15 protein-coding genes, 20 tRNA genes, 1 rRNA gene, 1 riboswitch and 1 other annotated feature are annotated in these 21,182 nt (G+C 35.4%); of the genes, 32 read left to right on the forward strand and 4 right to left on the reverse strand.

Going from position 1 to position 21,182, the window contains the following annotated elements:
- Positions 1-3: 3 nt before the first annotated feature.
- From rrf to HYQ40_00115, 23 genes are all read left to right on the forward strand, one after another.
- Positions 4-119 (forward strand): 5S ribosomal RNA (gene rrf, locus HYQ40_00005).
- A gap of 13 nt (positions 120-132) precedes the next feature.
- Positions 133-205 (forward strand) — tRNA-Val (locus HYQ40_00010).
- A 6-nt stretch (positions 206-211) separates the two neighbouring features.
- Positions 212-284: transfer RNA gene (locus HYQ40_00015), tRNA-Lys, on the forward strand.
- 27 nt (positions 285-311) lie between these two features.
- Positions 312-393, forward strand: a tRNA-Leu gene (locus HYQ40_00020).
- Between the two features lie 14 nt (positions 394-407).
- Positions 408-480 (forward strand) — tRNA-Thr (locus HYQ40_00025).
- A 5-nt stretch (positions 481-485) separates the two neighbouring features.
- Positions 486-557, forward strand: a tRNA-Gly gene (locus HYQ40_00030).
- Positions 558-584: 27 nt separating this feature from the next.
- A tRNA-Leu gene (locus tag HYQ40_00035) sits at positions 585-670 on the forward strand.
- Between the two features lie 36 nt (positions 671-706).
- Positions 707-780, forward strand: a tRNA-Arg gene (locus HYQ40_00040).
- Between the two features lie 8 nt (positions 781-788).
- A tRNA-Pro gene (locus tag HYQ40_00045) sits at positions 789-862 on the forward strand.
- Positions 863-872: 10 nt separating this feature from the next.
- Positions 873-945 (forward strand) — tRNA-Ala (locus tag HYQ40_00050).
- A gap of 13 nt (positions 946-958) precedes the next feature.
- A tRNA-Met gene (locus HYQ40_00055) sits at positions 959-1,032 on the forward strand.
- A 4-nt stretch (positions 1,033-1,036) separates the two neighbouring features.
- Positions 1,037-1,110, forward strand: a tRNA-Ile gene (locus HYQ40_00060).
- Positions 1,111-1,139: 29 nt separating this feature from the next.
- Positions 1,140-1,229: transfer RNA gene (locus tag HYQ40_00065), tRNA-Ser, on the forward strand.
- A 13-nt stretch (positions 1,230-1,242) separates the two neighbouring features.
- Positions 1,243-1,315, forward strand: a tRNA-Met gene (locus tag HYQ40_00070).
- A 38-nt stretch (positions 1,316-1,353) separates the two neighbouring features.
- Positions 1,354-1,424: transfer RNA gene (locus HYQ40_00075), tRNA-Gly, on the forward strand.
- 13 nt (positions 1,425-1,437) lie between these two features.
- Positions 1,438-1,511, forward strand: a tRNA-Ile gene (locus HYQ40_00080).
- A gap of 35 nt (positions 1,512-1,546) precedes the next feature.
- A tRNA-Ser gene (locus HYQ40_00085) sits at positions 1,547-1,636 on the forward strand.
- A gap of 35 nt (positions 1,637-1,671) precedes the next feature.
- Positions 1,672-1,743, forward strand: a tRNA-Glu gene (locus HYQ40_00090).
- A 19-nt stretch (positions 1,744-1,762) separates the two neighbouring features.
- Positions 1,763-1,852: transfer RNA gene (locus HYQ40_00095), tRNA-Ser, on the forward strand.
- 28 nt (positions 1,853-1,880) lie between these two features.
- Positions 1,881-1,953, forward strand: a tRNA-Asp gene (locus HYQ40_00100).
- An 8-nt stretch (positions 1,954-1,961) separates the two neighbouring features.
- A tRNA-Gly gene (locus tag HYQ40_00105) sits at positions 1,962-2,032 on the forward strand.
- Positions 2,033-2,250: 218 nt separating this feature from the next.
- Positions 2,251-2,391, forward strand: coding sequence for a hypothetical protein (locus HYQ40_00110; protein ID MBZ6526157.1), 141 nt, complete (start codon positions 2,251-2,253; stop codon positions 2,389-2,391).
- 615 nt (positions 2,392-3,006) lie between these two features.
- Positions 3,007-3,510 carry a CsbD family protein gene (locus HYQ40_00115; GenBank protein ID MBZ6526158.1) on the forward strand — a complete coding sequence of 168 codons (504 nt, stop codon included), beginning with the start codon at positions 3,007-3,009 and terminating at the stop codon, positions 3,508-3,510.
- A 74-nt stretch (positions 3,511-3,584) separates the two neighbouring features.
- Here the strand turns inward: HYQ40_00115 and HYQ40_00120 are convergent, their stop codons facing one another.
- The gene (locus tag HYQ40_00120; GenBank protein ID MBZ6526159.1) at positions 3,585-4,385 is read right to left on the reverse strand and encodes a hypothetical protein; all 801 of its coding nucleotides are present in this window, start codon (positions 4,383-4,385) and stop codon (positions 3,585-3,587) included.
- 71 nt (positions 4,386-4,456) lie between these two features.
- Positions 4,457-4,548: riboswitch (SAM riboswitch) on the forward strand.
- Here HYQ40_00120 and HYQ40_00125 point away from each other — a divergent pair.
- Positions 4,543-5,727, forward strand: a complete 1,185-nt coding sequence (locus HYQ40_00125) for a methionine adenosyltransferase (protein ID MBZ6526160.1) — start codon at positions 4,543-4,545, stop codon at positions 5,725-5,727. It overlaps the preceding riboswitch by 6 nt.
- 60 nt (positions 5,728-5,787) lie before the next feature.
- On the opposite strand, the gene HYQ40_00130 is transcribed toward HYQ40_00125, so the two are convergent.
- The 3 genes from HYQ40_00130 to HYQ40_00140 all read right to left on the reverse strand — a co-directional run bounded on the left by HYQ40_00130 (position 5,788) and on the right by HYQ40_00140 (position 8,618).
- Positions 5,788-6,462, reverse strand: a complete 675-nt coding sequence (locus HYQ40_00130) for an FMN-binding protein (GenBank protein ID MBZ6526161.1) — start codon at positions 6,460-6,462, stop codon at positions 5,788-5,790.
- A gap of 27 nt (positions 6,463-6,489) precedes the next feature.
- The gene (locus HYQ40_00135; protein ID MBZ6526162.1) at positions 6,490-7,830 is read right to left on the reverse strand and encodes a hypothetical protein; all 1,341 of its coding nucleotides are present in this window, start codon (positions 7,828-7,830) and stop codon (positions 6,490-6,492) included.
- 215 nt (positions 7,831-8,045) lie between these two features.
- Positions 8,046-8,618, reverse strand: coding sequence for a class I SAM-dependent methyltransferase (locus HYQ40_00140; GenBank protein ID MBZ6526163.1), 573 nt, complete (start codon positions 8,616-8,618; stop codon positions 8,046-8,048).
- Positions 8,619-8,756: 138 nt separating this feature from the next.
- Here HYQ40_00140 and HYQ40_00145 point away from each other — a divergent pair, with 138 nt between their 5' ends.
- From HYQ40_00145 to pheS, 8 genes are all read left to right on the forward strand, one after another.
- A complete protein-coding gene (locus HYQ40_00145; protein MBZ6526164.1) occupies positions 8,757-10,367 on the forward strand; it encodes a LysM peptidoglycan-binding domain-containing protein in 1,611 nt (536 codons plus the stop codon).
- Positions 10,368-10,401: 34 nt separating this feature from the next.
- Positions 10,402-10,608: a binding site (T-box leader), on the forward strand.
- A 131-nt stretch (positions 10,609-10,739) separates the two neighbouring features.
- On the forward strand, positions 10,740-13,157 hold the full coding sequence (locus HYQ40_00150) for a leucine--tRNA ligase (protein ID MBZ6526165.1): 2,418 nt from the start codon (positions 10,740-10,742) through the stop codon (positions 13,155-13,157).
- An 18-nt stretch (positions 13,158-13,175) separates the two neighbouring features.
- On the forward strand, positions 13,176-16,037 hold the full coding sequence (locus tag HYQ40_00155) for an oligosaccharide flippase family protein (GenBank protein ID MBZ6526166.1): 2,862 nt from the start codon (positions 13,176-13,178) through the stop codon (positions 16,035-16,037).
- The gene (locus HYQ40_00160; protein MBZ6526167.1) at positions 16,037-16,762 is read left to right on the forward strand and encodes an rRNA pseudouridine synthase; all 726 of its coding nucleotides are present in this window, start codon (positions 16,037-16,039) and stop codon (positions 16,760-16,762) included. Before HYQ40_00155 ends, HYQ40_00160 begins: the two co-directional genes overlap by 1 nt.
- A 210-nt stretch (positions 16,763-16,972) precedes the next feature.
- Positions 16,973-18,385 carry a dipeptidase PepV gene (pepV, locus tag HYQ40_00165; GenBank protein ID MBZ6526168.1) on the forward strand — a complete coding sequence of 471 codons (1,413 nt, stop codon included), beginning with the start codon at positions 16,973-16,975 and terminating at the stop codon, positions 18,383-18,385.
- 1 nt (position 18,386) lies between these two features.
- Positions 18,387-19,166: an RNA methyltransferase gene (locus tag HYQ40_00170; GenBank protein ID MBZ6526169.1), complete on the forward strand. Its 780-nt coding sequence runs from the start codon at positions 18,387-18,389 to the stop codon at positions 19,164-19,166.
- A 175-nt stretch (positions 19,167-19,341) separates the two neighbouring features.
- Positions 19,342-19,794, forward strand: coding sequence for an HD domain-containing protein (locus HYQ40_00175; GenBank protein ID MBZ6526170.1), 453 nt, complete (start codon positions 19,342-19,344; stop codon positions 19,792-19,794).
- Positions 19,795-20,113: 319 nt separating this feature from the next.
- On the forward strand, positions 20,114-21,181 hold the full coding sequence (gene pheS / locus HYQ40_00180; protein MBZ6526171.1) for a phenylalanine--tRNA ligase subunit alpha: 1,068 nt from the start codon (positions 20,114-20,116) through the stop codon (positions 21,179-21,181).
- Position 21,182: the final 1 nt, after the last annotated feature.

Here is a 21,182-nt window from a genome sequence, read left to right on the forward strand (position 1 = left end):
ATGTGTGGTGATGGTAGCAAGAAGGATACACCTGTTCCCATGCCGAACACAGCAGTTAAGCTTCTTAGCGCCGATGGTAGTTGGACTTTTGGTCCTGTGAGAGTAGGTCGTTGCCATGCATTGTTTAAACTCGGAGGATTAGCTCAGCTGGGAGAGCACCTGCCTTACAAGCAGGGGGTCGGCGGTTCGAACCCGTCATCCTCCATGTCTCGAGTCGTTAGCTCAGTAGGTAGAGCATCTGACTTTTAATCAGAGGGTCACAGGTTCGATCCCTGTACGACTCATATCTCTAAGATATATATAGAGACAATGCGGGTGTGGCGGAATTGGCAGACGCACTAGATTTAGGATCTAGCGCCTTCGGGCGTGGGGGTTCAAGTCCCTTCACCCGCATATTAATTTAATAAGCCGGCTTAGCTCAGTTGGTAGAGCATCTGATTTGTAATCAGAGGGTCGAGGGTTCAACTCCTTTAGCCGGCATCAACGCGGAAATAGCTCAGTGGTAGAGCACCACCTTGCCAAGGTGGGGGTCGCGGGTTCGAACCCCGTTTTCCGCTTTGCCAATAGAAGTAAATTCGGCTAACGCCGGGGTGGCGGAACTGGCAGACGCACAGGACTTAAAATCCTGCGGTGGGTGACTACCGTGCCGGTTCGATTCCGGCCCTCGGCATAACACATTTGTGTTAATTAATTAAATACGTGCATTGCACCCTTGGCTCAATTGGATAGAGTACCTGACTACGAATCAGGCGGTTGTAGGTTCGACTCCTACAGGGTGCGTTATATTTCGGGAAGTAGCTCAGCTTGGTAGAGCACTTGGTTTGGGACCAAGGGGTCGCAGGTTCGAATCCTGTCTTCCCGATTGATATTATGGGGAATTAGCTCAGCTGGGAGAGCGCCTGCCTTGCACGCAGGAGGTCAGCGGTTCGATCCCGCTATTCTCCATTAATATAATATTGGCGGTGTAGCTCAGCTGGCTAGAGCGTCCGGTTCATACCCGGGAGGTCATGGGTTCGATCCCCTTCGCCGCTATATAGGACCTTTAGCTCAGTTGGTTAGAGCAGACGGCTCATAACCGTCCGGTCGTAGGTTCGAGTCCTACAAGGTCCATTATAGACCGTAATATTAATATTTTTTTTGGAGGATTACCCAAGTCCGGCTGAAGGGAACGGTCTTGAAAACCGTCAGGCGTGTAAAAGCGCGCAAGGGTTCGAATCCCTTATCCTCCTTTTATAAAATTATCGCGGGGTGGAGAAGTTGGCATCTCGTCGGGCTCATAACCCGAAGGTCGTAGGTTCGAGTCCTACCCCCGCAATATATTAAATTATAAAAAAGACTTTACTACTTATTCATGCGGGTGTAGTTTAGTGGTAAAACTACAGCCTTCCAAGCTGTTGTCGCGAGTTCGATTCTCGTCACCCGCTTTTAATTTAATATGGGCCTGTAGCTCAGCTGGTTAGAGCGCACCCCTGATAAGGGTGAGGTCGGTGGTTCGAGTCCACTCAGGCCCATTAGTAATACTTAATATATAAACATTTTGGATTTTGGGGAAGTACTCAAGAGGCTGAAGAGGCGCCCCTGCTAAGGGTGTAGGTCGCTTTATCGCGGCGCGAGGGTTCAAATCCCTCCTTCTCCGTAAGTTTTATATTTGACTTATTACTATAATATTTTGGTCCGTTGGTCAAGTGGTTAAGACACCGCCCTTTCACGGCGGTATCACGGGTTCGAATCCCGTACGGATCATTAATTTTAATTTCATCACGGAGGATTACCCAAGTCCGGCTGAAGGGAACGGTCTTGAAAACCGTCAGGCGTGTAAAAGCGCGCAAGGGTTCGAATCCCTTATCCTCCTTTTGATTATAAAATTAATGTATTATCTAGGTCCGGTGGTGTAGGGGTTAACATGCCTGCCTGTCACGCAGGAGATCGCGGGTTCAAATCCCGTCCGGACCGTTTATTTTGCGGGTGTAGTTTAGTGGTAAAACTACAGCCTTCCAAGCTGTTGTCGCGAGTTCGATTCTCGTCACCCGCTTAATAGTAAAAAGAGAGTGATATTCACTCTCTTTTTTTGTACTATCTTTTTTATAATACTATTTAATGGTTCTTGAATTTTTGGTGTTGGTGAGAGAAATCTCACTGACACCTTTTTTTGTATGTACACAAAAAGCCAGTGAATTCCTACTTTTGACGAAGGCGGAGCTGAATTACTCTTTTAATTACTATCTAACTTCAATGACAGAGTTCTTTTTTATGAGCATAAACCTTACCTTTAATCGTTGGCAAGAGAGAGTTAAAGATTCGACCTTAGCTGGGACTTTAGTTGATATGCGAGGTGCTAACTACTGGATTAAGCAAACCAGCGAATGTATGAATCAGTTAAATAATGAATAAACCACCAGTAAAATGGATCATTTTTCAATAGCAAGGTAGTTAGGTAAACTATATTGGAAAAGAATTAGGAGTTGAAATAGATCAAATTCATGAGCAATGGGTCGTTATACTTACACATATAGGAAATACTTAGAAGATATAGGTGAATGTGTTATAAAGTTTAGTTTTAGGTAAAAATTCTATTTTAGAAAGTAGATACTTAAATTAAATATAAAAGAAAATAAGCTTAACATAGAAGTGTATATTGGAAACCGATGTTGTTCTAACATCTTATTAATGGTAATCTTTTTTATGTTATTTTCCTGTTACTAATTATTTTAAAAAAACATCAATTAATTTAAGTCAATTTTCTATATTCATAGTTTTTAATATTGATTTAATGATACCTCTAATGTTATAGGGATGTATTTTAATATTTAAAATATGATTTAATATAATGAAATATTGATTTAAATATTATGCTTTATTTTCTGTAACTTGTTGTTATATTGATAGTGAGGTTAACTTATATAATTTTATAAAAGCAAAATAGCTAAAAAGTGGAAGCGGTTTAATTGCCATTGAAAGTATATTTTGCTATATTTAAAATATAAATATATAGATGGAGGTATCGATATGTCTGATACATGGAAAAACTTAGAAGGACAAAAAGATGAAGTAGTTGGTAAAGTCAAAGAAGTTTTTGGCAAGGCGACAAATGATGCTGAAACTCAAGCCAAAGGTATTGCACAACAAGTCGAAGGTGAAGTGAAACAAGCAGTTGCGTCTGGGCGTGGACATGTTGATGAGATTCGAGATAATTACAAAGAACGAGCAGATTCAGCTGTAGATGATGTAAAACGTCAAGTTAGTGAAACACGTGAAAGTGTTCATACATCAGCGGATGAAAACTTAAAAGAAGCAATTGATGAAGGAAAACAGTTAAAAGAAGAGGCAGCGCGTAAAGCGGAAGAATTACGTCAGAATGCTGTCGCTGAGGGTGAACAACAACGTGAGGAAGCACGCGAAAAGTCTACTAAAGCTTATCAAGAAGCTGAAGAAATTGAAGCCCGTGTTAACCAAACAATTGATGAGACTGTAAAAAGTCGTGAAGAAACTGATAATTCTAATCAAATTTAGATTTTAAATAAAAAGAACGAATAAAATGTTAAAAGGATAACTTCCTAAGCATTTTATTCGTTCTTTTTATTATATTAGTATAAATGACTTAAACTATATAATAATGTAAAAATAACCGTCACTGCATGCATGTAATTCATTTTATTTTGTGCTTGTTTTTCTTGTTGTGTATTGACTAGCAAAGGCAACATCGTCACTGCACTTAAAACAACAAATAAGATTTGAACAATAAAAAAAGTAGAAGATGGAAGTGAAAAATAGAACCCACTCATTAAAGCTATCGCGCCAAATACTAAACTAGATTGTGGAAATCGTTTAAAGACTGTAATAGGTTGATAATTTATAATCAAATTTTTCAAATTAAACACTTCTAAAGTTAATCCTATAAATATTAATACAATAGGAATTGTATTAATTAAAAATGGTTGTGTTACTGCAAAAGTTTGTGAATTAAAAGCAATCACATTCAAAATAAAACCATTAAAGAATACAGATAGTATAAAATGATAAATCGTCCCCGTCATTTTGAATGGCATATATTGTACGTGGATGAATATAATATAAAATATAAGTAATGCATTTATAATCCAATGTGAACTTAACATGAAAATAATAGCACTAATTAATAAAATACCATCAAAAACATACAGTAAAATATTGGGAGCAACTTCAGGTGTTTCTTTATCTACTTGCAAATATAAGAAATGATCAACTAACTGAGCAAAAACTACTATTATGTATAGTAGCAACATTGGTATCCACCGTGTTGATTCGGCTTGACTAGCACCAATTATTAAACCAAAAAGAATGGATGCTAGTGGCGAAAAAAATATTTTAACGAATGGATTTTTTAAAAATCGTGTTATAAACTTCATTGACAATACCTTTCATCTATAAAAATTCGATAGTAAAACTATCATTCTTATATATATTAATGTATAATTGCATTCGTTACAATACAAAAGTCCCGATAGGGTTCACTTTATTAAAAAGTGAATATGCCTTGTAACCAAATATTAAAACGGGGGAGACATTATGAAAGAAAGAAAATTATTTACCTCAGAGTCAGTTACTGAAGGCCATCCAGATAAGATTGCCGATCAAATTAGTGATGCTATTTTAGATGCTATTTTAGCTCAAGATCCTACAGCGAGGGTTGCGTGTGAAACTGCCGTTAATACAGGATTAGTTCTTGTATTTGGAGAAATTACAACGACAGCTTATGTTGATATTCAACAAATTGTTCGTAAAAAAATAGCTGAAATTGGCTATGTTAATTTTAAATATGGATTTGATGCTGACAACGTTGCGGTTTTAGTATCGCTTGATGAACAATCACCTGATATTGCTATGGGGGTTGACGATGCATTAGAAACACGTAATGAAGATGAAAGTAGTTTAATTGGAGCTGGAGACCAAGGTATTATGTTTGGCTTTGCAACAAATGAAACTGATGAGTACATGCCATTACCAATATCATTGAGCCATAAATTAGCTCAACAATTGGCTAAAGTTAGAAAAGATGAGACTTTAGAATATTTAGGTCCAGATGGAAAGACTCAAGTTACTGTTGAATTTAATGACGATGGATCAATTAAACGTATAGACAATCTCGTGATAAGTACACAACACAGTAATGATGTGGAGCTTGAGCAAGTAAGAGAGGATGTCATCGAACATGTTATTAAACCAGTCGTTAATATAGAGTGGTTGGATGATGAAACGACTTATTTTATCAACCCTACAGGGAAATTCGTTATTGGTGGACCAGTTGGTGATTCAGGATTAACTGGACGTAAAATAATTGTGGATACTTATGGAGGGTCTGCTCATCACGGTGGTGGAGCATTTTCTGGAAAAGATGCAACAAAAGTTGACCGTTCTGCAAGCTATGCGGCACGATATGTTGCTAAGAACTTAGTCGCAGCAGGTGTAGCAAGTAAAGTTGAAATTCAACTAGCTTACGCAATTGGAGTGAGTGAACCGACATCTATCTCACTTAATACCTTTGGAACAAGTACTTATTCTGATGATAAAATCATAAAGATAATTCGTAATACGTTTGAATTAACACCATCTGGTATTATTTCTATGTTAGATCTAAGACGCCCAATTTATGCTGGAACAGCTGCATATGGACATTTTGGTCGTACAGATTTAGATTTACCATGGGAACAGTTGGATAAAGTTGAATTGATTAAATCACAATTAAACTAAATAATAAAAAAAAGCACCTAGGAAAGTTCGATTTGAATTTCTTAGGTGCTTTTTTGTTGATTAATTTTGTGCTATGGCATCTTTTACTGCTTCTATGATTGCTTCAGAAGTAAAAGAAGCGCCAGAAACAATTTCAACATCTACTGAATTTGTTTCAACAATTTGTTCTGGTATTTGTTCAATTGCTGGATCCGACAGACCATCTGTTTCACTATGGTCTGTAACTTCTACGTTAGAAATTACTCCATTCTCCATAGTCACTTCAACCGTTAAAGTATCATTATGTCCTTCAGCTGACCCCGTATATATTCCATTAGTTGTATCTCCGTCAGAAGGATCAGGGGAATCTTCTGACAAAGCATTATTAACAGCGTTAATAATTGCTTCAGAGGTAAATGTAGCTCCAGAAATAATATCAACAGCTGTTGAATTGCTTTCAACGATTTGAGTTGGAATCTGTTCAATAGCAGGATCAGAAATACCATCTGACTCTGCGTGATCTGATACGATAACTTGAGTAATTTCTTCGTTTTCAACTGTCACTTCAACTTCTAATACATCATTATGGCCCTGTGCAAAGCCATAAAATACACCATCAGAAAGTGAGTCTACTTGAGTAGTCTCACTTTCTGAATTGTTAAATACAATTTCGTTGGTGAATAGTAATGTCGTTAGAAGCCAGACAACAATTGAAACAAATATTAGTTGTAAAATAAAGGATAATTTATTGATCATATACTTCTTCCTTTCTAAATTGTGTGATTAGAAACCAAATTCGTCCAAATAAATATTATCATCAGGAACATTATGATTATCTAATAAGTTTTTAGATGCATTAAGCATTGCAGGGGGGCCACAGACAAAGAATTTTGCTGACTGATAGAGTGGACTCACTCCAATTTCTTCTAAATATTCATGTGAGATAAATCCATGTGGATATCCTTCAACTTCTTCATTGGAGAAAATAATATGATATGAGAAGTTAGGATTAGCAGATTTAATAGCTTCCAATTCATCTAACATGAACATATCTTCTTCCAGTGCAAGGCCCCATACAAGCTGAATTTTACGTTGTGAATTATTCTCATGTTGGTGTCGTAAGATACTTAAGTTTGGTGTTAAACCAATTCCTCCAGCTAGTAAAATAAATGGTGCATCAGATTCCTTTACTTTATCGGGGAAGAAATTACCGTATGGTCCCTCTAAAGTTGCAATATCACCGATATTTACATTTTTTAATGAACCAGTCCAATCACCAGCTTCTTTAATCATGAATTCAATTGAATTTGGATAATTAGATGTGATTGCACTTGATGCAGAGAATGGATGACCTTCGGTCGTTATATCTGAATTCTGGAATCGAATAAAGAAATAGTCTCCAGGCACATAGGATTTAATTGAACCTTTTTTTGGTTCAAATTCAAGAACCCAAAGAGAGGGTGTACCTTGCTTAATATTTTTTAAGACAAACTTAGGAGACATGAATATTTTGATTTTCCAGAATGAATAATAACTTAGAATTAGAACTGTATAACTAGTTAATAATGTCATAAATAGAGTATTTTCATTTAAGAACGGTAATAAGAACAGGTGAAAATAAATAGCAATAATTGCAACAATTGAGAATCTGTGTAACCACAAACTAATTTCGCGGTTAAAAACTGATTCTTTCCAACGTCTTAAAGTCGGATTTCTATCGATAAAGATACCTGATAGTGAAAAGATACCTGTAAACATGACAATAATTAATGAAAAGACTGCTAAGAAACCTGTTTGCGATACTATAGACATATCAGTAATCCATTGGAATCCATTCCATTGTATAGCAATATGAATTACTCCCATAATGGACAGAACAACACCCATTAGAGCATGTATTTCGTACATTTCAGGCATTCCAAAGTATTTTTCAATAAACCTTGGACGTGACCCCATAAATGTAACAGTTAACATCATAGTGTAAGCAAGCAAACCAGAAGAATAAGATACTAACTGAGGCACTCCCATGGAATTACTATCAATCAATATTGCGCCTAATAATGATGCGAACATAATTAAAGAAATACCTGGAAATAACCAGTCATAAATTTTTTTCGTATGCATAATTTAACCCCTTTACAAATTTATATAAAGTTTTACTTATCTCATAAATATTCAGTGATAAGTTTATTGTTATTTTAACACATAATTTTAGTGCTAAAAACCCAAAAGGTATAAAAAAATAGTCCAGGTAATAAAATAAACTTTTATTTTTGAAAGGTAAATAAACAATGGTTAGTTTTAAATTTTAAAAAAAGAATAAAAAAAGAAAGAATAATTTATTTTATTCTTTCAATTACCAATAACATTGGTGGATTATTTATTTGATTTATAAATTGATAGGAGAGAACTTGATATTTTTCCTGAGGAAGATTTTTTAAGACTTCGGTTAAGTTGTTTTTTTCAACCATCCCACTTTCATGACCAGAATATATGACAAGAATAATTTGTCCATGAAGAGCTAAGTTTAATAGTATGTCTTGCATAGATTTATATGTGCTAGAGAATACTGTTGTTAGAGTATGATCGCCTCCTGGTAGATAACCTAGATTAAAAATAGCACCTTGAATAGGTTCTTCATTGATATATTTAGCAACATGTTCATGAGATTCTAAAAGTAGTTTATAAGTTGCTTTGGTTGGGTTATTAAGTGAATTAATTCGTGAAATGGAATTCTGAATGGCTATTTCTTGTATATCAAAACCAATAAGAGTGCCGGTGAAGTCTTTTAAGGAAAGAATAAAGGCACTATCATGGCCATTACCAAGGGTTGCATCGATGAATAAACCTTTTGGATTTTTTTGAACAAGTGATTTTAATAATTGGTGACTATACTGTAAAGCGTTGTACATTTGTCAAACCTCCTCTGTTACATTCATGTTACATATATTAAGACTAAAATAAAAGAACTGAATTGTGAACTTTTTATGAATTATATTGGTTATAATAATCAAAGAAATTAATAATGTTTGATAGTGGAGGGTAATTTAGTGAAAAGTAGACATGAAATTATGAGAGCCAAGGCGAGATTAAATCAACAAAACAAAACTAAAAAGGCAATAAAACATATTAATGCTGGATTAGTGCTAATGGCTGCAGGTGCTGTCTTAAGTCACGTGTCAGCCAATGACGCTGTTGTCGTACAAGCACAAACGAGTAATCGAGTGAGTCAATCTGAATTTTTAGGATTAATTACGGATTATGCAAAACAAATTGCTGCTGAAAATGACTTGTATGCATCAGTAATGATTGCCCAAGCTGCATTAGAGTCAGGCTGGGGTAATAGTACCTTATCACAAGCACCTAATTATAATTTATTTGGTATTAAAGGTGAGTATAATGGTAATTCTGTTGTTAAGAATACATTAGAAGATAATGGGTCTGGCGATTACTACCAGATTGAAGATGCGTTTCGACGTTATGACAATTACGGTCAGTCACTGACAGATTATGCGTCACTACTAACAGGTGGTAACGATGTAAATAATTGGCGTCACAGCTTTTATGCTGGCGCACGTTATAGTAATACTAATTCATACAAAGATGCGACGGCTCATTTAACAGGGCGTTACGCAACAGATACGCGTTATGCTGACAAGTTAAACCGTATAATATCTGAAAATGACTTAACACAATATGATGTTACAGGAAATAGTACGCCTGTAGTTGCTGCACCATCAACACCTACAGCAGATAGTGAATCAACTGATGCCGGTTCGGTAGCGGGAACATACACAGTTAAAGCTGGTGACGGTTTTTGGGGCATTGCTCGTCGTTTTGGTACAACAGTCGATGCGCTTAAAGCAGTTAATGGAACGTCAAGTAATTTAATTCGTCCAGGTCAAGTAATTAAATTACCAGGAAGTTCTACAATTGTAGAATTACCAAGTACACCACCGGCAAATACAGGTAATACATCTAACAACACTGATTCGAATACTGGTGTTAGTGGGTCATATACAATTAAACGTGGAGATGGCTTATATGCTATCGCGACTAAACATGGAATGAGCTTGAACCAACTTAAATCTTTAAACGGCTTAACAAGTAATTTAATTCATCCAGGACAAGTATTAAAAGTTAGTGGAGCTTCTAATAGTAACACTGAATCTTCAAATACAGGTTCAGCAAATAATGAATCAACTGATAACTCAGCGAATAATGAAGTTTCAAATGGATCTTATTCAGTTAAAGCTGGAGACGGTTTGTACCGTATTGCTGCTAACCACGGTATGTCATTAAGTCAATTGAAATCAATAAACGGTCTAACAAGTAATTTAATCCATCCAGGACAAGTACTTAAAGTCTCTGGTAGTACTGTAAATACGCCAGTGCCATCAGTTGAAACTAATACTGAGACACAAACAAACGTTCCAGTAGAAGAAGTAACGGCACCAACTACAGTCGTTGAACAAGAGGAAACTCCTGTTATAGAGGAAGTAATAGCAGAAACGCCAGCTGCAAGTTCATCTTATTCTGTGAAAGCTGGAGATACTTTATATAGTATTGCTAGTCGTAATGGCTTAAATGTACATCAGTTAATCGAAAAAAATAATGGTTCAACAACAATCTTTGTTGGACAAACAATTGGATTGAACTAAATTAATTAATTTGATATAATTTATAAAGAAATTAAACAAAACTTTGATTAGAAATAGTAGGTATAGCAATTGTTTTAGAGAGCTTATGGGTGGTGGAAATAAGTCAAATGCTATATTGAACTCGTCTAGTTAGGTGCTTACTTGAAAAAAATTATAGAGTAAGACGTGTTGACCGCGTTAAGGTATTTAAGATGACTTGAAGTCATAAACATAGGTGGTACCGCGGTAATTCGCCCTATATTATTTAGTAAATAGCTAGATAATATAGGGCTTTTTATTTTATAGTACATAGTGTAATAAAAGCGGTATGTTCATTTTGTTATGCACATATTGTATAATAAATAAGAATTTATATTTTATTGGAGGAAGAAAATGAGTTATCAACATCGTATAATTGAAAAGAAATGGCAAGACAATTGGGACAAACATCAAACATTTAAAACAAAAGACCGTGGTGTCGACCATCCTAAGTACTATGCATTAGATATGTTTCCGTATCCATCAGGACAAGGTTTACACGTTGGGCATCCAGAAGGATATACAGCTACAGATGTCATTGCTCGTATGAAGCGTGCTCAAGGATTTGATGTGTTACATCCGATGGGATGGGATGCATTTGGGCTACCAGCTGAGCAATATGCTTTAGATACTGGGAATAACCCAGCTGATTTTACTGAGCACAATATTAAAACATTCAAACGCCAAATCAAATCGCTTGGTTTCAGTTATGATTGGGACCGTGAAATTAATACTACTGATCCGAATTACTATAAATGGACACAGTGGATTTTCACTAAATTATTCGAAAAAGGACTTGCTTACCAAGATGATGTAATGGTGAACTGGTGTCCAGCGCTTGGCACAGTGTTAGCTAACGAAGAAGTTATCGATGGTGTTTCTGAACGTGGAGGTCATCCCGTTTTTAGACGTCCAATGAAGCAGTGGGTATTAAAAATTACAGCCTATGCTGAACGATTACTTGATGACTTAAATGATGTAGACTGGCCAGATAGTGTTAAAGAAATGCAACGACACTGGGTTGGTAAGTCTGAGGGTGCGATGATAAAATTCCAGATTGTTGGGTCGGATAAAGTAATCGAATCGTACACGACAAGACCAGATACTTTATTTGGTACTTCATATGTCGTACTAGCACCGGAATTGGATATTGTTGAATCTCTAATTACACCAGAACAAGCAGATGCAGTACATGCTTATATTAGTGAAGTAGCAACGAAAAGTGAGTTAGAACGTACATCTTTAAATAAAGATAAATCAGGTGTATTCACTGGTTCTTACGTTATTAACCCAGCTACGAAGCAAGAAATCCCAATTTGGATTGCAGATTATGTCATCGCATCTTATGGTACAGGTGCTGTAATGGGATCCGCAGCACATGATGAGCGTGACTTTGCCTTTGCAACTAAGTATGAATTACCGATAGTACCTGTTATTGAAGGACCAGAAAAAGAAGTGCCATATTATGGAGAAGGTCCTCATATTAATTCCGAATTCTTAAATGATTTGAATGTTGAAGATGCGATTAAAACAATGAATAACTGGCTTGAAGAGAATAACTTCGGAGAACGTCAAATCAATTATCGATTACGTGACTGGGTATTCTCTCGTCAAAGATATTGGGGAGAGCCTATTCCTGTAATTCATTGGGAAGATGGTACTACTACTGCTGTTCCAGAAGATCAATTACCGGTTACATTACCAGTAACTGATAAGATTCAACCAAGTGGAACAGGAGAGTCGCCATTAGCTAATATTGATGAGTGGGTTAATGTGACCGATCCAGAAACTGGAATGAAAGGTCGCCGAGAAACAAATACGATGCCACAATGGGCAGGTAGTTCATGGTATTTCTTACGCTTTATGGATCCTCATAACGAAGAACAATTAGTATCTAAGGAAGCATTAGACAAGTGGGGTAACGTTGATTTATATATTGGTGGGGCAGAGCATGCTGTACTACACTTGCTATATGCAAGATTCTGGCACAAGTTCCTTTATGATTTAGGTGTAGTCCCTACTAAAGAACCTTTCCAAAAACTATACAATCAAGGTATGATTCTTGGAGAAAACAATGAAAAAATGTCTAAATCTAAAGGGAATGTTGTAAATCCAGATGATGTTGTAAATGAATACGGTGCAGATACTTTACGTGTTTACGAGATGTTCATGGGACCTTTAGATGCATCTATTGCTTGGAGTGAAAATGGACTAGAAGGTAGCCGTCGATTCCTTGATCGTGTTTGGCGTTTGATTATGAACGAAGAAACATCTGAACTAGGAGATAACATTCAAGAATCTGACAGTAAAGAATTAGAAAAGGTGTATCACCAAACAGTTAAGAAAGTTACTGAAGATTATGAACAATTGCACTTCAATACGGCAATTTCTCAGATGATGATTTTCTTAAATGAAGCAAAAGAAGTGGATATATTACCGCTTCAATATGTTGAAGGCTTTGTGAAATTACTAGCACCACTGGCACCACACTTAATGGAAGAAATTTGGAATAAATTAGGACATAAAGAAAGTATTTCGGAAGAAGCATGGCCAACATACGTTGAAGCACTGACCATCGATGAACAAGTAGAAATAGTTATTCAAGTTAATGGTAAATTAATTACAAGACTTGATATTGATGTTAACCTAGATAAGGAAGTTGTTGAAGAACTTACATTAAGTAATGATGCGGTTAAAGAAGCTATTCAAAATAAAACAATACGTAAAGTTATTGTTGTTCCGAATCGTTTAGTTAACATCGTAGCAAACTAGTTAAAAGGAGGAAGTGCTTTGAGTAAACAGCACAATGATCAAGATAATCAAAGTGATTTATCTAATCAAGAACCTTACAATAGAGATGAATTTCAGACAATTGAGTTTACAGAAGAAGAAAAGCGAATTCTACAGCGACCCAATAGACAGCCAGTAGATGCTGACTACTTTGCTCAAACTGAGATGACAAAGGAAGAATTAGAGAATCTGAATCAAGGGGAACAAGAAGTAGATTTAGATGAGCCATTGCCATCTGGAGCTCAAACAATATCTAAAGTAACTACTGACAATGAATTTAGATATAAACCGTTGCGAGAACGTAACAAAGAAAAAGAAATGCTTCAAAAGCAAAGGGAAGAAAAACAAATACCAAAACAAAAGAAAAAAATATTTGGTGATGTGTTTAAACCAACATTTGAAGAACGATACGACCTTACAGAACTTGAAGATATAACTGATTATAATCAATTCCAAGAAAGTGAAAAAGATTTATCAAATGAGTCTGAAAAGAAAGAATCAATATTTAAAAATCTATTCACGCGTAAAAAAGAAAAAAATTCGATGATTGAAGAAGAGATTGAAAATGATGTCGATTATATGAATGTGAATCTTGAAACAGATAAATCAGAAAGGAAAAATAAATCTCTTTTAGGTTCAGTTAAAAATCTATTAAGTGATGCAAATGATCGTGAAGATAATCAAGAAATATCTGACAAAGATGCTTCTGACAATCAAGAATTCGAAGAGTCAGTTAACCAAACGGATTGGTTAAATCAAGACGCTTATACTGAAGAATTAGCTACAGAAGAAGAGTTAACACCAGATTACGATGATCTTTATGAAGATGAATCCGCAGAAAACACTTTGGAATCGAATGAAAATCAAGATGTTTATCCAGAAGAAAGCGGGATAAAAGCGAGTTATCAAGCAACAAGTGATGAACCTGTTGCTATAGATGAATCTAGTCTTGAGATGAGTAATCAAGATATCCCACAAACAACAGAAGAAATTGAAACTGATGAGTCTGAAGCGAATATTGAATCTTTAATTGAAGAAGACGTTGAATCATCAGTTGATATCAATGAACAATTCAAGGATAAAAATCTTACTGATGAAGAATTGGATCAATTAAGCGAGAAAATTAGTTATGATACACAAGCAATTGAAAATCCGATTCTGACAGATCAAGTCTTAAATGAATATTATTCACAAGAAGATAGAATCGTTGAAGAGAAGTTAGAAAGTGAGACTTCTGCCGACGAGGAGAAATCGGGAATTACTAGTGGGGCATCTTGGTTAACAATTGGTAATGTGCTCTCGCGTGTTATAGGTGCACTTTATGTTATACCATGGGCAACATGGCTAGGGACAGAGTATACCCAAGCTAACGTGTTGTATAGTGCTGGTTATAAACCATATTCATTAATGCTTGCGATTGCAACTGCTGGATTCCCAAGTTCGATTGCAAAACAAATGGCATACTATCATTCTATGAAAGAGTATAAAACTGCAGATAAACTATTTAAAAATAGTATTATTATTATGTTAGCCACAGGTGTTTTATCAGCTGGATTACTATTCTTAATGGCACCGATATTAGCAGAAAATACGTCGACAACGAACGTTGAAGCAGCCACATTAGTTATTCGTTCATTGGCGCCGGCATTACTTATACTGCCAGCAATGAGCTTATTACGTGGTTATTTCCAAGGTTTTAATGATATGAAACCTACCGCAATATCTCAAATTATTGAACAGTTTGCACGAGTAGGTTACTTATTAGCTGCGACTTATGCAGTTATGATGATTTATAGCGGAGAAGTAACACAAGCAGTCGTACATTCAACTTTTGCAGCCTTCATAGGTGCTTTAGGAGCACTATTTTATCTAGTGTTTGAATATGTAAGACGATTGCCTGTTGCAAAACGTTTAATTGAGAAATCTGAAAACAATATTAATTTAGACTTTAAAGAAAGCATCAAGATAATGGTTGTTGATAGTATTCCATTCATTTTATTAGGATCTGGAATTATTATTGCTCAGTTAATTGATACTTATACGTTTGGACAAATATTAGAATCTACTTCCGCGCTTCTACTTACCGAGATTGAAGAGTTATATGGTGTGTTAAGTTTAGATGTGGATAAACTTGTAATGATTATCATTTCATTAGCAGTAGCATTGGCGTCGTCATTAGTACCGGTTATATCAAGAATGTTTGCACAACGTAACATTAAAGGTACGAGTGAATTAGTTGAGCATATTACAGTATTATTCAGTATCGTTATGATTCCAGCAGCATTAGGAATGGCAGCTATTGCTAATAATATTTACTTCTTGTTCTATCCAAATGGATCTTCAACAGGACCGAGTCTTTTAATAACTGCAGCTATTTCAAGTATAGTTTTAGGTGCATATACAGTGTTCTCGACAATATTACAATCAATGAATTTCCGTCGTTTAGCGGTTAGATTCTTATTGATAGGAATTATAATTAAAGCATTACTTCAATTCCCATCTGTTGCATTGTTTGAAGCACATGGTGCATTAATTTCAACAGCAATTGGATTCTTAGTGTCCACTATATTAATGTGGATTAAATTAAGCCGTGAGTTAAACTTTAATTATCGTCGACTTACAAGTAGCTTGATTAAGATTTTAGTTGGATCAATCTTAATGACGATATCTGCAGTAATGTGGAATGAATCACTAAACATTCTGTTTGGTCCAGTTGGTCGCGGATTAACTTTCTTAAAGATAGTAATCGTCATAATCATGGCTATATTAACTTATGGTAGTGTATTGGGAATTACAAATATGTTATCAGTATTAATAGGTAATCGATACAAAGATGTACAAGATAAGATGAGGTTAATGTAATGCGTTTGGATAAATTATTAAGTCATGCGGGATATGGATCTCGAAAAGATGTAAAAAAATTAATTGTAAGTGGAACAATTACCGTTAATGATGAAGTTATTAAAAAAGTAGGCTTTAATGTCAATCCTGAAACAGATGATGTTCGATATATGAATGAGTCAGTTTTATACCAAGAGTTTTACTATGTAATGTTGAATAAACCGGATGGTATTATTAGTGCAACAGAAGATAGAGAGTATGAAACTGTCATTGATTGGGTTGAATTGGATTTTGGTCATGCTCAATTATTTCCGGTAGGCCGTTTAGATATCGATACAACAGGATTACTTCTCTTATCTAATAATGGTCAATTAGCACACCAATTACTTTCTCCAAAAAAGAAAGTAAAAAAACGCTATGAAGCTTTAATAGAAGGTCTAGTAACAGAAGAAGATATTCAAAAATTTGAAAAGGGACTTGATTTGGGTGATTTTGTCACTCAATCAGCAAACTTAGAAATTTTAGAAGTGAATGAAGCGTATGCTCAAACGTTGATACATGTTGAAATTACTGAAGGTAAATTTCATCAAGTTAAACGAATGTTTGAGGCAGTAGATAAAGAGGTTATTCAATTACATCGTATATCGATGGGCCCATTAAAGCTAGATTCAGAATTAGCTTTAGGCGAGTATAGAGAATTGACAGAAGAAGAAATGACACTTCTAATTCCCTATGGTTTAGAGTAGTACAGAGATATGGTTTAGAGTAGTACAGAGATAAGGTTAATGATGATAGTGATTGCGTTTTATAAACGCAGTTTACTAAAATCATGAGCCTTATTTTTTTGCTTTAAGAGAATTTACTAAGTTACTTATGAATAAGTAATAAGCCTTTTTGCAAGCATCAATTAATGATAGAATAGTACTAATGTTATGAGAGAAGGAGCGATTTAATTAATGAAAAATATAAATTGGTTACAAGAAGTAGAAACACGTCAGGAAGTTTTAATTAAAGATTTATTCCGTTTACTAGAAGTAGAATCTGTCAGAGAAGATGACTTAGCTACAAAGGAAGCACCAGTAGGGCCAGGGCCAAAACGTGCTTTAGAAGAATTTTTAGCTATGGCCGAAGAAGACGGCTTTGAGACAGAACAATTTGGACCTTGGGCAGGTCATATAAAAATCGGTTCAGGTGACGAATTATTAGGCGTACTTGGACACGTTGATGTTGTGCCAGTAGGAACGGGTTGGGAAACTGATCCATTCAAACCTCAAATAATTAATGACCGTATTTATGCACGTGGTTCAAGTGATGATAAAGGACCAACAGTTGCAGCATATTTTGCAATTAAATTATTACGTGAATTGGGCGTGGAATTTAATAAGCAAATCCATTTAATTATCGGAACAGATGAAGAGAGTGGATGGCAATGTATGGATTATTACTTCCAACATGCACCAATGCCAGATTTAGGATTTTCACCTGATGCTACTTTCCCTATTATTAATGGTGAAAAAGGAAACGTTTCTGCATTATTTGATATTAAATTAGGTGAAAACATTGAAGCTGACAATCATTTGGTTAAATTAACTGCAGGATTGCGTGCGAATATGGTGCCACAAGATGCTACTGCGATTGTTCAAACAAATGATGCTGATGAAGTACTTAAAGCTTTCAATCAATTTGTTAATAAATATGATGCATTGAGTGGAGAAAGTAGTATTGAAGAAGGGCAAATAACTTTACAACTAGTAGGGAAAGCAGCACATGGTTCAACACCTGAAAAAGGTGTGAATGCAGGAACGCATTTAGCTAAGTTCTTAGAGAATTACCAATTCGATTCAAAAGGAGCTCAAGATACAATTAATTTATTAGCTCGTGAATTATTCGAAGGGTTTGATGGAAGTAAAATAGGCGTGAATTATACGCATGAAGTTATGGGCGACGTTTCTATGAACGTGGGAATTATTAATTTTGACGAATCAAAAGGTGCGAATATTGATGCTAACTTCCGATTCCCAGAAGGAACAAATCCAGACAAGATACAAGAGCAGATTAATACACATCTATTAGCATATGATGTTTTAGTTACAATGTCTGATTCGAAAGAACCTCACTATGTACCAGGTGACGATCCGTTAGTTAAAACTTTATTAGATGTATACGAAAGACAAACGGGTGAAAAAGGTGTTGAACAAACAATCGGCGGTGGTACTTACGCACGCTTAATGCCTAGAGGAGTTGCGTATGGTGCTTTATTCCCGAACTCAATTGATACAATGCATCAAGCGAATGAATTTATCTCATTAGAAGACCTTTTTAAAGCAGCGGCGATTTATGCTGAAGCTATCTATGAGTTAACTCGTTAATATGATGGATAGAGAAGTCATTAGATCTAAGCAAAATGCACATATTAAAGCTTGGAAGAAACTGCTTACACCCAAGGGGAGAAAGAAAAGCAAGAGTTTTTTGATAGAAGGAACTCATCTGGCTCAAGAAACTTTAAAATGGGATGTACCAGTAAAGCATTGGATTATTACTGAGGATTATTATAAGAATCATATCCAAGAATTAGCTCTACCAATTAATAGTCCAATCAATATTATTGATGTGGACGTTGCAAAGGAATTATCAGCCACTCAAACCCCTCAAGGTATTTTTGCAGAAGTACTAATCAATAACAAACAAACTGAGATGATAAAAGGGTCAAGGTATTTACTTGTAGATCGTGTTCAAGATCCTGGTAATTTGGGAACTATGATTCGTACAGCAGATGCAGCTGGTTATGATGCGATTATTATTGGCGAAGGTTCAGTAGATATATATAATGAGAAAGTAATCCGTTCTACACAAGGATCAATTTGGCATTTGCCTGTTCTCGAGATGCCTTTAGAAAAAGCGATTGAAGATTTGAAAGCAATGGGTGTCCAAATTCTAGCAACAGCTTTAAATAATGATGCTGTTTCATACAAAAATATTGAACAAAATACTCCAGTCGCTATAATAGTTGGTAATGAAGGACAAGGCGTTAGCGAAACTATCCAAAAATTGAGCGATCAATTAATCTTTATTCCAATGGGTGGACATGCAGAATCTTTAAATGTTGGCGTAGCAACGGGCATTTTACTGTTTCACTATGCTAAATTGTAATTATTACGGTTGTATTTCGTAGATTTTATAAAATTTTAACATTATCTTCATACTTTTTTTGAATATATAATGTATAATATATTTAATCACAATATTTGGAGGAATATATTTGACTTTAAAATGGCAAAAAGATCCGGAATATTTAGCTCTAATCGAAGATTTAATAAATAACGAAATGGTTCAAAAATTAGAAATATACAAGCATCACCATGTTACTAATCGTTTAGCCCATTCATTATCAGTATCATACCGTAGTTACCGTTGGGCAAAACGTCTAAAATTGAATACAAGAGCTATTGCAAGGGCTGGTCTATTGCATGATTTATTTTTCTACGACTGCGAAACGAAACATGAAGTCGGAGGGAAAGGTCATAACTTTGAACATCCACGTATTGCTTTAGAAAATGCGAAAAAGCTGACAGAATTATCAGAATTAGAATGTGATATCATCTTGAAACATATGGCTGGAGCAACTCGCGACATGCCTAAATATGCTGAAAGCTGGGTTGTTACATTAATGGATAAACAAAGTTGTATTGCTGAGTTAACGACAGGAGCTATGAGCTTCATATATCGTCATACTGTGAAAGCAATGGAAGTAGCATACGACCAAAATCAAATTAACTAATCAATTTGACTTTAATATAGAGACTTATTATAATAAGATAATGAAATAAAACACATAGAAGAAACTAGTAATAAACGCAACCAACAGGGATATTTAGCAAAGACTGAGACTAAATAATATAAGTCGATTTATTACGTTCAATTTCGGAGTGGATCTGTAAAGAATTCAATATATGAATTTGAAAAAGATACCTATTGCCTAGGTTACCGGCGTAAGAGCTTAGTTACTTGATAATTAAGAATTAGGGTGGTACCACGGTAGCGCGTCCCTTTTAGGGGCGTGTTTTTTTATGTATTCATTTAAAAAAAGGAGATTAATAATGACATCAACTATTAAACAATTAAAGTCTTCGATAGAATCTTTAGCTCAAGATGCTGCTTTAGAAATCCAATCGAGTGACTCAACCAATGAACTTCAATCGGTTCGAGTGAAATATACTGGAAAAAAAGGTGAATTAACTCAGCATTCAAAAGAAATGCGTAATTTATCTAACGAAGAAAAACCGGAACTAGGTAAGGCGATTCAGAACTTCCATACTATTTTTAATGAGGCGTTTGAGAAACAAATAAATTCAATTAAAACTAAAGAGTTAGAACTCCAGTTAGCGAATGAAACGATTGACGTGACTTTACCAGGGTACGATTTACCATATGGTACAAGACATATCTTAACTCAGACGCTAGAAGAAATTGAAGATTTCTTCTTAGGGATGGGTTACCAAGTTGTCGAAGGTCCGGAAGTAGAATTAGATTCATACAACTTTGAACGTATGAACTTACCAAAGAATCATCCAGCACGTGATATGCAGGATACTTTCTACGTGGATGATGAAGTTTTATTACGTACACATACTTCTCCAGTTCAGGCTCGTACTATGGAGATACATGATTTTGAAAAAGATGGGCCATTAAAAATGATTAGTCCAGGTAAAGTATTCCGTCGTGATAGCGATGACGCGACACACTCTCATCAATTCCAACAAGTTGAAGGGTTAGTTATTGCCAAAGATATTACTTTAGCAGACTTAAAAGGAACATTACTATTGTTAGTTCAACGGTTATTTGGAGAAGAGCGTGTAATCCGTCTGCGTCCTAGCTTCTTCCCATTTACTGAACCTTCAGTAGAAGTTGATGTGAGCTGTTTTAAATGTGAAGGAAAAGGCTGTTCAGTTTGTAAACAAACAGGCTGGATTGAAATATTAGGAGCAGGTATTGTTCATCCAAAAGTATTAGAAATGTCAGGAATTGATGTTAATACATATAGTGGATTTGCATTCGGATTAGGTATCGAGCGTGTTGCTATGCTTAAGTACAATATTGATGACATTCGTCATTTCTATCAGAATGATTTAAGATTCTTAAAACAATTTAAAGGAGGTCAAAACTAAT

The sequence above is a fragment of the Aerococcaceae bacterium DSM 111021 genome (assembly GCA_020112395.1).
GTDB lineage: Bacteria > Bacillota > Bacilli > Lactobacillales > Aerococcaceae > Ruoffia.

Excerpts from the sequence above, each read along its gene's own strand:
- HYQ40_00110 (MBZ6526157.1), top strand. The coding sequence starts at position 2,251 with ATGAGCATAAACCTTACCTTTAATCGTTGGCAAGAGAGAGTTAAAGAT.
- HYQ40_00115 (MBZ6526158.1), top strand. The coding sequence starts at position 3,007 with ATGTCTGATACATGGAAAAACTTAGAAGGACAAAAAGATGAAGTAGTT.
- HYQ40_00120 (MBZ6526159.1), bottom strand. The coding sequence starts at position 4,385 with ATGAAGTTTATAACACGATTTTTAAAAAATCCATTCGTTAAAATATTT.
- HYQ40_00130 (MBZ6526161.1), bottom strand. The coding sequence starts at position 6,462 with ATGATCAATAAATTATCCTTTATTTTACAACTAATATTTGTTTCAATT.
- HYQ40_00135 (MBZ6526162.1), bottom strand. The coding sequence starts at position 7,830 with ATGCATACGAAAAAAATTTATGACTGGTTATTTCCAGGTATTTCTTTA.
- HYQ40_00140 (MBZ6526163.1), bottom strand. The coding sequence starts at position 8,618 with ATGTACAACGCTTTACAGTATAGTCACCAATTATTAAAATCACTTGTT.
- HYQ40_00150 (MBZ6526165.1), top strand. The coding sequence starts at position 10,740 with ATGAGTTATCAACATCGTATAATTGAAAAGAAATGGCAAGACAATTGG.
- HYQ40_00160 (MBZ6526167.1), top strand. The coding sequence starts at position 16,037 with ATGCGTTTGGATAAATTATTAAGTCATGCGGGATATGGATCTCGAAAA.
- pepV (MBZ6526168.1), top strand. The coding sequence starts at position 16,973 with ATGAAAAATATAAATTGGTTACAAGAAGTAGAAACACGTCAGGAAGTT.
- HYQ40_00170 (MBZ6526169.1), top strand. The coding sequence starts at position 18,387 with ATGATGGATAGAGAAGTCATTAGATCTAAGCAAAATGCACATATTAAA.
- HYQ40_00175 (MBZ6526170.1), top strand. The coding sequence starts at position 19,342 with ATGGTTCAAAAATTAGAAATATACAAGCATCACCATGTTACTAATCGT.
- pheS (MBZ6526171.1), top strand. The coding sequence starts at position 20,114 with ATGACATCAACTATTAAACAATTAAAGTCTTCGATAGAATCTTTAGCT.